A 14,008-nucleotide genomic window follows, 5' to 3' on the forward strand; every position below is an offset into this window, starting at 1 on the left:
AAAGAAGATCATCATTCGTTAAATGCTAGATGGGAAATCGATAGCCAATTACACTAGTTACTAGTACTTTAAATTGGGAATTGCTCAAGACAGCTTGGAACTGATTGATCAGTTGATTAGTTGATCAGTTTGTAGCATTTGATGAGCGTAGCGGGATCCTCGCTAGACAACTTTGCTTTCGTTCGGTAGATTGAACAACATGCTGTACCAAGTACAGTCACAAGAAAAACATTAGTTTTATATATAAGAAGAGTTTTAAATAATTTGAACAAACATCATTACCCCATTCCGAGTCGAGAAGATATTCTTGCTGTTTTGCGCGATGCAAAGATTGCAGTGAAACCGACTCTGATCGCAAAAAAACTAGGTGTACACGCTGAGGAGATCGAAGGTATGACCAGACGACTCAAAGCCATGGAACGTGATGGCCAACTCAAACAAGATAAGAATGGCGGCTACACTTTACTACCTCAAAATAATCTCATCGTTGGCCGTGTGACTAGTCATCGCGATGGCTATGGCTTTTTAACGCCAGACGATGGTAGCCCAGACTTGTTTTTGCCAGATCGCGAGATGACGCGCATTTTGAATGGCGATCGAGTCAGTGCGCGCGTTGTCGGTACCGATAGAAAAGGGCGCCTTGAAGGGTCTGTCTATGAAATTCTCGAGCGCGGCAATACACATATCATTGGGCGTTTAATCAATGAGAATGGTGTATGGTTGGTCGCGCCGGAAGATAATCGCATCAATCAAGATATTCTGTTGGCTGGTTCGCCAGGGAAGGCACGCGCTGGGCAAGTCGTCAGCGTCGAGTTGATCGAACAACCGACCAAATACTCACAAGCGATTGGTAAAGTGGTCGAGATTCTTGGAGAAATTGATGACCCCGGTATCGAGATCGAAATCGCAGTTCGAAAATTTGGCGTGCCTCACGAGTTTTCTGATCGCGCCAAGAAGGCAGCAGCAAAATTGCCGACTGAAGTCGGTGAAGGCGACCTCGTCGATCGTGTTGATTTGCGCGACATCCCATTAGTGACGATTGATGGTGAAGATGCGCGGGACTTTGACGATGCGGTTTATTGTACTCCCGTGAAAATCGGTCGCGCAAAAGGTTTTCGCTTGCTGGTAGCGATCGCCGATGTCAGTCATTATGTGAAGCCAAATGACGCCTTGGATGAAGAGGCTCTCTTGCGTAGCACCTCGGTCTATTTCCCTCGCCGAGTCATTCCGATGTTGCCAGAGAAGTTGTCGAATGGCTTGTGTTCTTTGAACCCAAACGTCGATCGATTGTGCCTGGTGTGCGATATGGTGATTACGGCTGATGGCGATATTAATGCCTATCAGTTTTATCCTGCGGTGATGCATTCAGCGGCACGCTTCACCTACACTGAAGTAGCGGCGATTTTAGGAAATACCAAAGGACCCGAGGCGGCGAAACGTGCCGATTTAATCGACGATCTTTTGAATCTGTACGGCGTATTCCAAGCCTTGTTGAAGGCGCGCCATCGTCGCGGGGCGATTGATTTCGAGACCACCGAAACATACATCGTGGCGAACGTCAATGGCAAGATTGAGAAGATCTTGCCACGTACTCGTAACGATGCGCATCGCTTAATTGAAGAGTGCATGTTGGCGGCCAACGTGTGTGCGGCGAGTTTGCTACAAGAGTTCGAGCACCTTGGCGTGTACCGCGTGCATGCGGGGCCAACCAAAGAGAAGCTCACGCAAGTGCGCAATTTCTTGCGACAAGTCGGCTTGAGCCTGTCTGGTGGCGATAGTCCAGCCGCATCGGATTATGCGCAGCTAATGGAAAAAATTAAGCAGCGTCCGGATGCTCAATTGCTACAAACCATGTTGCTCCGCTCCATGCAGCAAGCGGTCTATAGTCCTGAGAATATCGGACACTTTGGATTGTCTTATGATGCCTACGCTCATTTCACCAGCCCGATTCGACGCTATCCCGACTTGTTGACGCATCGTGCTATCAAGGCCATTTTGCAAGGCAAGAAGTACGAACCTAAAGGGATCGATACCAGCGTCCTCAATATGGCGATTTCGAATGCAGCACGTAAGCAAATGGCGGCAGATAGAGCTGCAGGTAAAGAGCGGCCACAAAAAGAAAATACGATTTGGGACATGCTAGGCACTCATTGCTCTGCCAATGAGCGACGGGCTGATGAAGCCTCACGTGATGTTGAAGCTTGGCTCAAGTGCTACTTCATGAAGAATCGCCTCGGTGAAGAATACATGGGCACCATCACAGGTGTCACACAGTTTGGTTTATTCGTGCAACTTGATGAAATGTTCGTGGAAGGCCTCGTTCATATTACCGATCTCGGTGCGGATTATTTTCAATTCGATGAGGCTCGTCATGAGTTGCGTGGCGAACGTAGTGGTAAGCGCTATCAATTGACGGACAAAATCAAAGTGCAGGTCAGCCGTGTGGATATGGATGCACGTAAGATTGATTTGGCGTTACCAAGTAGCGCAGCGCCGCAGCGCATTCCGAAGTCGTATGATTACGAAGATATGGAACCCGTGCGTGGTAGTAAGCGTAAAGCGTCGTCAGCTAAAGAGGTCGAGAGTCGTGAACGCGATTCAAAACAACGCGGGGCTCACGGACATATTTCGACTAAGACGACGGCGCGTTATCCAGAACAGGTCGTCGCCAAGACGCATGTAAGTAAGCCTGCTAAGTCCAAGAAGGGGGCAGCGAGTAGTCCACGTAAATCGAAAAATGTCGCAAAGAGCGCTAAGCCTAGCCGAACTAAGCGGCGATAAAGCGGCGAAAAAGCGGCGAAAAAGCGGCGAAAAAGCGGCGAAAAAGCGGCGTTGCATCGCTATAGAAGATTTTAGAAAGTTTTGATATTTGCTCGTGCTTTTTCGGCGAGCTGGAAAAAAGAGATATACATGAAAAGTAAAATGATTTTTGGCTTCCATGCCGTCACTTCACGCATTCGTCACGAAGCGTCTACGGTCGAAGAAATTTATGTCGATAGCGAACGATTCGATCGTCGCATGCAGGATTTGATCCATGCGGCAAAAGAGGCGGGTATACGGATTATTCAAGCCGATGATCAACGCCTATCGAACATCGTCGGCACGCGTCGCCATCAAGGTGTGGTGGCGAAAGCAGGTGCTTTGTCTTTGGCTAGAAATCTGGATGAATTGCTCGATGCAATTGAGGGGCCACCACTCCTGTTGATTCTCGATGGTGTGACTGATCCACACAATTTGGGTGCTTGCCTGCGTGTTGCTGATGGCGTCGGTGCGCATGCGGTCATCGCTCCAAAAGATCGAGCAGTTGGCTTGAATGCGACGGCGATGAAAGTTGCGAGTGGTGCTGCTGAGACAGTGCCTTATATTACCGTGACGAATTTGGCACGTACAATGCGTGATCTAAAAGAGCGTGATATCTGGGTGGTTGGCACTACCGACGATGTCGAGAAAACGATCTATGATGTTGATCTCAAAGTGGGCGTGGCGATTGTTATGGGTAGTGAAGGCGAGGGGATGCGTCGTTTGACGCGCGAGACTTGCGATGTGCTCGCTCAAATTCCGATGTTCGGCTCAGTAGAAAGTTTGAACGTCTCAGTTGCATCGGGTGTTTGCTTATACGAAGCGCGCCGTCAACGCACCGCTGCAGCTGTAGTCCCGGGTGCATAAGCTTACAAGTAGCTTAGCCCAGTATCTGCAAGAATTTTCAAATCGGACTACACTAGTGTTTTCACTAGTGTAGTTATTTTTTTCTATAAAACATGTTTAAGCGCCTTCGAGAAGACATTGCCAATATCATTGAACGTGACCCTGCGGCACGCAATACTTGGGATGTCATTACTTGTTATCCGGGCTTGCAGGCGCTAGTTATGCATGGATGGGCCGCATGGTGCTGGAGTCATGGTCTGAAATGGTTAGCACGTTTCATCGCACAGATCGCACGATTTTTGACAGGCATTGAAATTCATCCGGCTGCAACCATCGGGCGTCGTGTGTTTATTGACCACGGCATGGGCGTGGTGATCGGTGAAACGGCCGTGATTGGTGACGACTGCACAATTTACCAAGGCGTAACACTCGGCGGTACCTCTTTAACGAAAGGCGCCAAACGCCACCCAACTTTGGAGGCGGGTGTCATCGTTGGTGCCGGCGCCAAGGTGCTGGGCAGTTTTACCGTGGGAGCTGGCGCGAAAATTGGTAGTAACTCTGTGGTGACTAAACCGGTGCCGGCTGGCGCGACAGCTGTGGGGAATCCTGCGCATATTATTAAGTCTGCGAGTGAAAAAGCGGAGCTCAATCAGGATCAAGGTTTCAGTGCTTATGGTTTGAATCCGAATGGCGATGATCCCATTTCAAGAGCGTTTAAACAATTGAGTGAGCATGTGTGCTCGCAGCAAGAGGAAATTGAACGACTACGTTCGGCTATTCTTGGTGCAGGAATTGTTTGCGAAAAAGCCCTTAGCGAAAAACGCTTTGATGCAGAAGAAATCTCACAATTAGTGGATTAAAACGCTTCGCGATCTCACCCGGAGTGAACTCCCAAATTTATGGGGGAGAAGTAAGATGTACCGCGTCAGCGATGTACTCAAAGTGCAACAGTCCAGCGGTGTCGAGTGCGAGAAAAGCGCCGCGGTGGGAGCCTCCGCCATCAAAATCCCAATCAGGCAGAACGTAACGTGTGCCAGCTTGTTCCTGATGAATTGCGTGGCGATGCGTGTGGCCGTGAATGAGATCGTAGCCTGGATATTTTACGAGCAGATTTTTCACTGCAGTCGCGTTCACATCCATTATCGACATGGCTTTGCCTTGTTGTTCTTCGTGGCTTTTCTGGCGCATGTGCGAAATGATTGCTTTTCTTTGTGCGAGATCTTGCGCTAAAAATTGAGCTTGCCAATCGGGGTGCCGCACCATCGTGCGAAACTTGATGTATTCAATATCATCGGTGCACAGCTCATCACCATGAGATAAGACCAGCTTGCGTCCCCCGATTATGAGACTAAATGGGTCAGGCAGTAGTGTGATGCCCACATGTGCGGCAAATGTTTGACCAACCAAAAAATCACGGTTGCCAGCGATCCAAAAGAGTTCAGTGCCCGACTGTACGAGAGTTTTGAGAGCGCCTATTGTTTCTTGATGCTCGGGACTCTCTAAATCATCGTCGCCAGCCCAATACTCAAAAATATCGCCCAAGAGATATAGACGTTGCGCGCACCTGGCTTGATCGTTCAGGAAAGCGAGAAAACGTTCAGCAGTCTTGGGTGCGGCTGGACTCAAGTGAATATCGGAAACGAACATTGCAGGAAACTGCTGGTTCTTCGATATCTTAATTTGATCGGAATTCACTTTGAGTCCAAAGAAGGGAGCAAGGTATTTTTCAAATAGACAAAATACGAAAACTTTGATTAAACGATTTCGGCTTTTTCAATAATGATGTTTTCAACTGGGACATCTGAGAACATACCAGAGCGTGTCGTTTTGGATGCAGAGATTTTGTCGACAACTTCTTTACCTTCGACCACTTCACCAAACACGCAATAGCCCCAACCATCTTGACCTGGATAGTCAAGGAAATCGTTTTTGGTTGTGTTAATGAAGAATTGAGCCGAGGCAGAATGCGGATCACTGGTGCGTGCCATGGCGACTGCATAACGCACATTTTTTAAACCATTTTTAGCTTCGTTCTCGATCGGTGCATTGGTTGGCTTTTGTTTCATGCCTACTTCAAAGCCGCCGCCTTGAATCATGAAACCTGCGATCACGCGATGAAAGATGGTGCCGGTGTAATGGCCAGACTCTACATAGCTTAAGAAGTTGGCGACAGTTTTGGGAGCTTTTTCTGCGTTGAGCTCAATTTTGATTGCACCATGATTTGTAGTGAGTACGACTGCCATATTAAATTCTCCTGTACCGATAATTTGTGAATTAATTCTTCAACAGTTGGATACTGATGATTGTGATAGGTTTGTTCGGGACGTTTTGATGAATGCCCAATGGACTGGTGGGAGCAGATTTGATTTTTTCCACTGTTTCCCAGCCTTCTGTAACCTTGCCAAATGGTGTGTAACCTGCCGCGAGTATGACTGCTTTGCGACGCGGCAAAGTCATCGAACTACCGTTGCGCATGATAGCGACGGGATCACCATCGGCTAAAGCTTGGTAGTCTAGGAAATCGTTGTTGTTCACGTTAATGTAAAACTGTGCACGGGCGGAATTGGGGTCTTCCATACGTGCCATGGCGATTGTCCCAATCTCATTTTTTAATCCTTGTTCGGACGCAAGCTTGGCTTCATTAACGATAGGAGCGTCGACCGGTTTCTCACGCATTTTTACATCCATGCCGCCGCCTTGAATCATGAAGTTATCGATCACGCGATGGAAGATGGTGTTGTTGTACTGCCCCTTCTTGACATAGCGAAGGAAGTTTTCAACAGTCTTTGGCGCTTTGTCGTTATATAGCTCTAAAACGATATCTCCGACATTCGTTTTGAGCTTCACTCGTGGGTAATTTTTCTTAATTACAGGTTGGGATACTTCTTGAGTAAGTGTTGCCTGTGAGGCTGGAGCTGCTTCCACATTTTGGGAAGTTGGCTCGCTCGTTTGCGCGAATGCACTACCAGCGATCATCAATAAGCTAAGGCAGATAATTCTCAAACGATCTAGAGCTTTAATTGATTTCATTCTTTACCCTCTTGTTAGTGAAGAATTTAGTGTTGTTAGTGTTGTTGTAAGAAGTTCAAACAGGCTGTAAGTGTAATCCAAGTTTTACCTTCAAGGCATAGGCATGTTGAAATTTGATACAGCCTCGTTTCTCAAATTGACCAGAACCTCAAACTTCTCACTCACTGTGAGTTAGCTACCAGTTTTTTCTTGCTTGATCAGCCATTTGCCATCTTGTTTTGTCATGACGAGAGTCTTGCGGCTACTTGCAACTAAAGCACCTGATTGGTAGTGCTGGCGAAACTTGACCGTGGCCGTATTTCCTTCAATCGCAACGGATGGGGATTCATAGCGAACCACAATTTTTCCCTTTCCTTCGATGCGGGATTTTCTCTCCTCCATCCATGATTTCCTTGATTCACCGTTCGGAGTTTGGAAGTCTTTTCCATAGAACGAGAGGTAGGCCTTTGTATTCTTCGCTGCCCAAGCATTCATCCAACGATCAACAGTCTTAATTACTTCTGCCTGTGCTGTATTTTTCTTATCGTCACCCGATTTGAGAGTGCTTCGCTGCTTTGTTCCTGCTTCGGATGTTGCGACTTCATTCTTTCCAATTGTTCCGCTCGGATTCGTTACGCTCGACTTATTGGTTTCTGTACGACTCGTGCTAGCGATCGTTTTTTCTGTACGTGCAATTTCAGGTTCTGCTCTTGTTCCAGACAAGAAGCTGCTGTCTTCAAAAACGATACTCCAGGCGTTGCCATCCTTTTGCCAATACTGGCGCCGTTTGTAGCTAGATATTCCTTTGGCAGTTGCAATTTCTTGCGTGAAGAAACTGACAATGACGTCTTCTCGACCCGGGTATTTAAATTGAGATTGCTCTTTGATTTTTACGCCAGCGTCGCTTAACCCTGCATGTGCCGACAATTGTTTTTGAATCCAAGTTGCGGCGTTATCACCATTGAGATTCTTAAAGTTTCGAGAATAGTGCTTCGCCAAAAAGACTGGATTGGCAGAGGCAAAATCTTGGCGCCACAAGTCGAGCATTTTCTGAGCGTTTTGCTTCTCGTTGAGCCAAACATGACGATTCACAAAATTGAGTCGATCGGCAATGATTACCGGCGTTTTAGCAATGTCAACGGTGGCTGCGAGTTTTAGGAAATCAGGATTCGCAAGAACCACACATCCGTCGGACGCCAACGGAGCTCGACTGTAATTCGTTGCGGGCACACCGTGTAGCCAAATTCCTGATCCACCGCGTCCACGTAGCTTATCCCATTCATTGGGGTAATTTAGGGGGAGAGCGCCGGGTCCATAAAAGTCCGGTAGTTTTGCGCCAGGGACTCGATTCGTAATAAAGTATACGCCAAGCGGAGTGCGTTGATCGCCCTCCTTGGATTTGTCGACGCCGAACTTGCCTTGACTAACATAGTAGTCGCTACGTAATGTTGGGATGCCATTTACATTTTCATATAAGAAGATGCGTGCTCTTTGAGCATCCATCACGAGCGCCCAACGTTGATCAGAGGCTAGATTTAAGAGATTAAGTGGCACTAAATCTGCCGCGGGGCGTTCGGTTATTGCACGGACGCGCGCTTGCGCTTCGGCGCGTAAATCGCGAAGCTTGTCATTGGTGACGTTACTGGCACCTAGTTGTGTTTCGGGCTTAGTGCGCATCGCGATCAAATCTCCTCGGATTAAGTGGCCGAGCTGGAAATTTGGATAGGCAGCAAGCAGCGCATCAATTTGAGTTTGCGCCTTGGTGTACTGATTATTCGCTAGATTTTTATACACATCGATGAGCAGATAGTCCGGATTGGGACCCGTCTGCACCGTGGCAAAGTCTTCTTTTGAGGCTGAATTTTTGGGGGGATTGTTCTTTGCAGAAGCTAAATCGGCAATCCCTAGCCAGAGCCCACATGTGACCGTGAACGCGGCAAATGAAACTGCGGCGCTTAGAGGCGCCGCAGTTGAACAACGAAAAATTGAAACCATTAGCTACCCGAGCGTTCCTGCTTGATCAACCATTTCCCATCATGCTTGGTCATCACCAAAACTTTACGGCTTGTCGAAGACAAACGATCGGAACTGTAATATTGTTTGAAGCGCACGGTCGCGCTGTTGTCGTCAACTTTGACGCTTAAGTCTTCGATGCGGACGCTGATTTTTCCTTTGCCTTCAATGCGTGAACGACGATCGTCGGCCCATGCAGAGCGCGATTCGCCATTTGGCGTTTGGAAGTCCTTCGCATAGTGCGCAAGGTATTTGTTCACGTCTTGATTGCTCCATGCTTTGGCCCAAGATTCAACGGTAGTGATGACGTTGTCTTTGTCATTGATGACAGGCGCAGCGGGCTTGCTTGGCGCTTTATTTTCAGGTTTCGGCTCTGGAGCCTTAGTGACAGCAGAACTTGTAGGGCTCATTGGGGCCGCAGCTGCAACTGGAGTAGTTGTAGGCGTCGGTGCTGCTGGTGGATTGAGTTTTGGATTAGTTCCACCAGTTGTATTGCCAATCAAGTTCTTTACCAAATTAAGCTTCAGTTTGGCCGTGGCATTGTTGGAGTCTAATTGCAGAGCTTTATCGTAGGATTGGCTAGCGAGCTTTGCATATACATCGCCTAAGTTTTCATGCGCTGTGCCGTAAGTTGGGTTGGTACGTATTGCCATCTCGAGTGCAACGCTGGCTTTTTGATATTGGCCGTTTGAGGCATATAACACCGCCAAATTATTGTAAGGCTCTGGCAACTCAGGAAAGTCTTCAGTTAATTTTGTGAAGATGGTAATCGCCTCTGCGGATTTATTCTGCTCAGTGAGAATGATCCCTTTCAGGAAACGCATCTGAGCGTCCTTTGGCTTTTGAGTCAGAGCTGCATCGATCTTTTTGAGGGCCTCGTTGAGTTGGCCTGCTTTATATAGCTTGCTTGCGTCGCTGGCATCATCTGCGAAGGCTGCTTGGCCATAGAGGGATGCTAAAAGGCTTGCGATCGCCAATGCGCTTTTTGTGATTGTTCGCATATACAGTTGTTCTTATCGAGGTAATCGGTTGAGGCAATTGAGAATTTGTAAAATTGGTCAGGCGCAATCTTAACAAATAAAGCTCTCTGTGCGTTCGACAACATGTAATTTCTATGCAAAAAGTCACACTTCGCTTCTAGTCACGATCAAAAATTTGATGGACCCAGCACATTGATTTTGTGTTTGCTATTGGTTCATCAGCCTAATGAAAAATATTGAGCAGTGCAGCAAGGTTTTCTAAGCATGGTTTGAGGTAGAATCATGCCCTTTTCGCGTAAAACGAATCTTAGAATCGGAAGATGCAGCCAATCATCGACGCTAAATAAAATCAAAGTTGCGCGGCAAAATATATAAAAATGAAAACAAATAGCACATCACAACGCAATCAGGCTTTGCATGTACCCGCCTACTGGGAAGAGGCTAAGAGCGAGCTAATGAAGCGTGATCGCATCTTGCGTCGGCTCATTCCCCAATTTGGCGACCTCTACCTATTGGGTCGCGACGATCCTTTCACGACGCTCACTCGCTCAATTATTGCGCAACAGATCTCAAGTGCTTCTGCTGCTGCATTGTGGGACAAGTATTTGACCGTGTTTCCAAAGTCCACTCCAACAGAAGTTCTCAAGGTCGGCCAGGAAGGCATGGCGAAATGTGGGGTTTCAAAGCGTAAGTCGGATTACATTTTGGATTTGGCGCGCCATTTTCAAGATGGCAAAGTCCATGTTGATAAGTGGACTGAGATGTCCGATGAGGAAGTCATTGCAGAACTCGTGCAAATACGGGGGATTAGCCGATGGACGGCAGAAATGTTTTTGATTTTTAATTTGTTAAGACCAAATATCTTACCTTTGGACGACCCAGGCCTAGTATCGGGCATTAGCAAAAACTATTTTTCAGGAGAGCCAGTGTCTCGTATCGATATTCGCGAAGTTGCCGCGAATTGGGAGCCTTGGCGGACAGTTGCCACTTGGTATATGTGGAGAAGTTTGGATTCCAAGGCCTGATAGGTGGTACAATCGCAATCTATTTTCAACTCGTGTGGTTTTATTAAGGGGGCACGATGACTAAAACGACTTTTCTGGGATTTGAACAGCAAATCGCCGAACTCGAACAAAAAATCGAAGAGTTGCGTTACGTACAAGATGATTCCGCCGTCGATATTTCAGAAGAAATCGATCGTCTGTCGCAAAAAAGCCAGATGTTGACGAAGGATATTTACGCCAAATTAACTCCTTGGCAAGTATCTCAAATTTCTCGTCATCCACAACGTCCATACACGCTCGATTACATTTCACAGATCTTTACAGATTTCCATGAATTGCATGGCGACCGCGCCTTCGCAGATGACCTCGCGATCGTTGGCGGTCTGGCTCGTTTCAATGGCCAAGCTTGTATGGTTATCGGCCATCAAAAGGGGCGGGACACGAAAGAACGTGCGATGCGTAACTTCGGCATGCCGAAACCAGAAGGTTATCGTAAGGCTTTACGTTTGATGAAGTTGGCGGAGAAGTTCGATATTCCGGTATTTACCTTTATTGATACCACAGGTGCGTGGCCTGGGATTGATGCTGAGGAGCGTGGTCAATCAGAAGCCATTGGGCACAACTTGTATGTCATGGCCGAGTTAAAAGTGCCGTTGATTACCACTATTATTGGTGAAGGCGGTTCTGGTGGTGCATTAGCTATGGCAGTGGGTGATGCGGTCTTGATGCTGCAATATGCGACATACTCCGTCATTTCACCAGAAGGATGTGCTTCTATTTTGTGGAAAACGTCTGAGCGTGCCGCAGATGCAGCTGAGGCATTAGGCTTGACAGCAAATCGATTAAAAGCGATGGGTCTGATTGATAAGATTATTAATGAACCTCTCGGCGGCGCGCATCGTGACCCTAAACAAATGTGTGCACTAGTGAAGCGTGCTTTGGCAGATACTTTGCGCCAGTTCCAAGGCATGAAGACCAAAGACCTGCTCGAAGCACGTCATGAAAAACTGATGGGCTATGGAAAATTTAAGGAAACCAGAGTTTCCGAATGAGTCAAAAACTCAACGACACGATCGCCGCTTTCGAGCGGCGTTTCTTTTATCAGCTTTCACAAACTCTGAAAAAGCACCATGACCCTGATGGTGCTGATCTTGGCTCTATCGCTGTCGCCTATAGTGGGGGGCTAGATTCAACAGCGCTTGTGCATCTGGTCGCGCGATTTGCGCAAGAGCATAAAATCATGTGGTTTTGTGTCCATGTGCATCACGGTTTGAGCCCTCATGCAGACCAATGGCTGCAGCATTGTCAGCAAACATGTAATGAATTGAAATGCGATTTTGAGAGCGTGCGTGTCCTTGTGCAAGCAAATGGTGAAGGCATCGAGGCTAGCGCGCGTACGGCGAGATACCGCGCCATAGGCGAGGTTTGCCAGCGAAGAGGGGCTAAAGTGGTGCTTACTGCACATCACATCGATGATCAAGCGGAAACGGTGTTAATGCAACTCATGCGCGGATCGGGTGTACGTGGACTCGCAGGAATGGAGTTTGAGAACAAGGCGCCCAAGCTGCTCGGTTGTGAATCGTTGACAATTGCGCGGCCGCTACTCGGTGAGACGCGAGAGCTGCTCGAAAACTATTGCGCTAGCTTGAAGTTATCGAATGTAGAAGACGAGTCCAATCGAGATGTCCGATTTGTGCGTAATGCCGTGCGTGCCAAGATCATTCCTGAATTCGAGGATATCTCCCATGGTTTTGCTGAAAGGGTTGCCCGTACTGCATGCCATATGAGGGAGGCCAACCTACTACTCGAAGAATTAGCGGCTGAGGATCTTCTTACGAGCAGTCTCGATGATGGTGGCTTGGCCTTGTCACACATCGCTCGCTTTAGTCTGCCCCGACGTCGGAATCTTTTTCGTTATTGGATGGCGCGGAATGGGTTGCAGATGCCAACAACGATGAAGCTTGATGAAATCATGCGCCAGTTGATCGAAGCGAAAGAAGATGCACGTATTCAAGTGCACCACAACGGCGTAATGTTCTCACGGTATCAGGATCGTTTGTATGTGGTTTTGAATGCGCCTTCTGTTGCAGGTGAATCTGCTACTTTGGAGGTGGTTTCAATTGTTTGGGCTGGAGAGCCGAGCATTGAATTACCAGGATTTTCTGGAAAACTCTACTTTAAAAACGCCGACATCGGCGTTGCACATAGTAAATTATTGGGGCAAAGACTTGAGTGTCGACATCGTGGTACGGGGGAGCGTCTACGCTTGGGAAAAAATCGGCCATCGCGCGATATGAAGAGCCATTTTCAATCAGCTGGCATTCCCTTTTGGCGGCGAGATCAAGTACCATTTATCTATCTCAATGCAAAACTTTTGTTCGTTGGTGAATTAGGTATGGAAGCCGAATTCCTTGATGAGTCTGCTGGGCAAAAAATTCAACTCGAATGGCGTTCGAATTGAGTTGTGGCAGGAAAGTGCGGCGGCGTCAGATATCGGCAAGTGAGAGATCTTAAGCGAAATAAAAAATGACCAGACAAATTGTTCTTGATACGGAAACGACCGGTATCAATCCTCGGATTGGCAACCGGATTATCGAAATTGGTTGCGTCGAAATTGTCAATCGAAAGCTAACGGGTAATAATTTTCATTGCTATATCAATCCAGAGCGGGATTCCGAAGAAGGTGCGTTGGCGGTGCATGGATTGACGACTGAATTCTTAAAAGACAAACCTGTATTTGCCCAAATTGCGGATGAATTTCTTGAATATGTAAGAGGCGCGGAATTGGTAATTCATAACGCCCCATTTGATTTGGGCTTTTTAAATGCCGAATTCGAGTTGTTGGGGCGTGGTAATTTTGAGCAGTATGTTGGAAATGTCATTGACTCTTTGGTAAAGGCTAAAGAGCTGCACCCTGGTAAGCGAAATTCATTGGACGCGCTGTGCGACAGGTATGAGATTTCAAACGCACATCGGAAACTGCATGGCGCTTTACTTGATGCTGAACTATTGGCAGATGTGTTTCTTGCGATGTCGCGGGGGCAGAATAGCTTTATCAGTCTCGAAGATGAGACCGAAGAGGTGGTTCAAGAGCAAGAAACATCGATCGATGACACCGGGCCATTGTCAATTCTCGTGCGGAGAACGAACACCGTTGAGCAGGCTCAGCACGAAAAAGCTTTGGAAGATATAGGCAAAAATGGATCAAGTGTCTGGGTGACGAGTTTGCAAGCTGCACCAGAAGTAAGTTAGTAAGCTCTTTAACCTTATTTAAAAGGCCACACGATGTGGCCTTTTTTTGTTTTTTTCTACTGGTTTGCGAGATTGAAATTTTTATTGGCTGCTTAAAAAGTTGGT

Annotated in this window: 12 protein-coding genes; 7 read left to right on the top strand and 5 right to left on the bottom strand. The window is 47.3% G+C overall.

All coding sequences use genetic code 11. The features are described 5' to 3' along the window. Window positions 1-264: 264 nt before the first annotated feature. The 3 genes from rnr to cysE all read left to right on the top strand — a co-directional run bounded on the left by rnr (window position 265) and on the right by cysE (window position 4,505). Complete coding sequence (rnr, locus tag RF679_RS08500) at window positions 265-2,781, top strand: ribonuclease R (RefSeq protein WP_309483774.1); 2,517 nt, start codon at window positions 265-267, stop codon at window positions 2,779-2,781. Window positions 2,782-2,910: 129 nt separating this feature from the next. After that, window positions 2,911-3,666 carry a 23S rRNA (guanosine(2251)-2'-O)-methyltransferase RlmB gene (gene rlmB, locus RF679_RS08505; protein WP_309483775.1) on the top strand — a complete coding sequence of 252 codons (756 nt, stop codon included), beginning with the start codon at window positions 2,911-2,913 and terminating at the stop codon, window positions 3,664-3,666. 92 nt (window positions 3,667-3,758) lie between these two features. Next, the gene (cysE, locus tag RF679_RS08510; RefSeq protein WP_309483776.1) at window positions 3,759-4,505 is read left to right on the top strand and encodes a serine O-acetyltransferase; all 747 of its coding nucleotides are present in this window, start codon (window positions 3,759-3,761) and stop codon (window positions 4,503-4,505) included. A 37-nt stretch (window positions 4,506-4,542) separates the two neighbouring features. Here cysE and RF679_RS08515 read toward each other — a convergent pair whose 3' ends face one another. The 5 genes from RF679_RS08515 to RF679_RS08535 all read right to left on the bottom strand — a co-directional run bounded on the left by RF679_RS08515 (window position 4,543) and on the right by RF679_RS08535 (window position 9,668). Then, a complete protein-coding gene (locus tag RF679_RS08515) occupies window positions 4,543-5,340 on the bottom strand; it encodes a UDP-2,3-diacylglucosamine diphosphatase (protein WP_309483777.1) in 798 nt (265 codons plus the stop codon). A 59-nt stretch (window positions 5,341-5,399) separates the two neighbouring features. Next, entirely contained in the window at window positions 5,400-5,888 is a 489-nt protein-coding gene (locus RF679_RS08520) for a peptidylprolyl isomerase (RefSeq protein WP_309483778.1), read from the bottom strand. Between the two features lie 31 nt (window positions 5,889-5,919). Beyond that, entirely contained in the window at window positions 5,920-6,675 is a 756-nt protein-coding gene (locus tag RF679_RS08525; protein WP_309483779.1) for a peptidylprolyl isomerase, read from the bottom strand. A 171-nt stretch (window positions 6,676-6,846) separates the two neighbouring features. Further along, window positions 6,847-8,649: a L,D-transpeptidase family protein gene (locus tag RF679_RS08530; protein ID WP_309483780.1), complete on the bottom strand. Its 1,803-nt coding sequence runs from the start codon at window positions 8,647-8,649 to the stop codon at window positions 6,847-6,849. Then, the gene (locus RF679_RS08535) at window positions 8,649-9,668 is read right to left on the bottom strand and encodes a nuclear transport factor 2 family protein (RefSeq protein ID WP_309483781.1); all 1,020 of its coding nucleotides are present in this window, start codon (window positions 9,666-9,668) and stop codon (window positions 8,649-8,651) included. The genes RF679_RS08530 and RF679_RS08535 overlap by 1 nt, the downstream gene beginning before the upstream one ends. Window positions 9,669-10,024: 356 nt before the next feature. Between RF679_RS08535 and RF679_RS08540 the strand changes: the two genes are divergently transcribed. From RF679_RS08540 to dnaQ, 4 genes are all read left to right on the top strand, one after another. After that, complete coding sequence (locus RF679_RS08540; RefSeq protein WP_309483782.1) at window positions 10,025-10,672, top strand: DNA-3-methyladenine glycosylase family protein; 648 nt, start codon at window positions 10,025-10,027, stop codon at window positions 10,670-10,672. Between the two features lie 56 nt (window positions 10,673-10,728). Further along, a complete protein-coding gene (locus RF679_RS08545) occupies window positions 10,729-11,703 on the top strand; it encodes an acetyl-CoA carboxylase carboxyltransferase subunit alpha (RefSeq protein ID WP_309483783.1) in 975 nt (324 codons plus the stop codon). Next, complete coding sequence (tilS, locus tag RF679_RS08550; RefSeq protein WP_309483784.1) at window positions 11,700-13,112, top strand: tRNA lysidine(34) synthetase TilS; 1,413 nt, start codon at window positions 11,700-11,702, stop codon at window positions 13,110-13,112. The genes RF679_RS08545 and tilS overlap by 4 nt, the downstream gene beginning before the upstream one ends. Window positions 13,113-13,177: 65 nt before the next feature. Continuing rightward, a complete protein-coding gene (dnaQ, locus tag RF679_RS08555) occupies window positions 13,178-13,903 on the top strand; it encodes a DNA polymerase III subunit epsilon (protein WP_309483785.1) in 726 nt (241 codons plus the stop codon). Window positions 13,904-14,008: the final 105 nt, after the last annotated feature.

This window comes from Undibacterium cyanobacteriorum (assembly GCF_031326225.1).
GTDB classification, from domain to species: Bacteria; Pseudomonadota; Gammaproteobacteria; order Burkholderiales; family Burkholderiaceae_D; genus Undibacterium; species Undibacterium cyanobacteriorum.

Bases quoted from the DNA above. Each gene is read 5' to 3' on its own strand.
- RF679_RS08525 (WP_309483779.1), bottom strand. From the start codon at position 6,675: ATGAAATCAATTAAAGCTCTAGATCGTTTGAGAATTATCTGCCTTAGC.
- RF679_RS08540 (WP_309483782.1), top strand. From the start codon at position 10,025: ATGAAAACAAATAGCACATCACAACGCAATCAGGCTTTGCATGTACCC.
- RF679_RS08530 (WP_309483780.1), bottom strand. From the start codon at position 8,649: ATGGTTTCAATTTTTCGTTGTTCAACTGCGGCGCCTCTAAGCGCCGCA.
- tilS (WP_309483784.1), top strand. From the start codon at position 11,700: ATGAGTCAAAAACTCAACGACACGATCGCCGCTTTCGAGCGGCGTTTC.
- RF679_RS08535 (WP_309483781.1), bottom strand. From the start codon at position 9,668: ATGCGAACAATCACAAAAAGCGCATTGGCGATCGCAAGCCTTTTAGCA.
- dnaQ (WP_309483785.1), top strand. From the start codon at position 13,178: ATGACCAGACAAATTGTTCTTGATACGGAAACGACCGGTATCAATCCT.
- RF679_RS08520 (WP_309483778.1), bottom strand. From the start codon at position 5,888: ATGGCAGTCGTACTCACTACAAATCATGGTGCAATCAAAATTGAGCTC.
- rlmB (WP_309483775.1), top strand. From the start codon at position 2,911: ATGAAAAGTAAAATGATTTTTGGCTTCCATGCCGTCACTTCACGCATT.
- RF679_RS08545 (WP_309483783.1), top strand. From the start codon at position 10,729: ATGACTAAAACGACTTTTCTGGGATTTGAACAGCAAATCGCCGAACTC.
- cysE (WP_309483776.1), top strand. From the start codon at position 3,759: ATGTTTAAGCGCCTTCGAGAAGACATTGCCAATATCATTGAACGTGAC.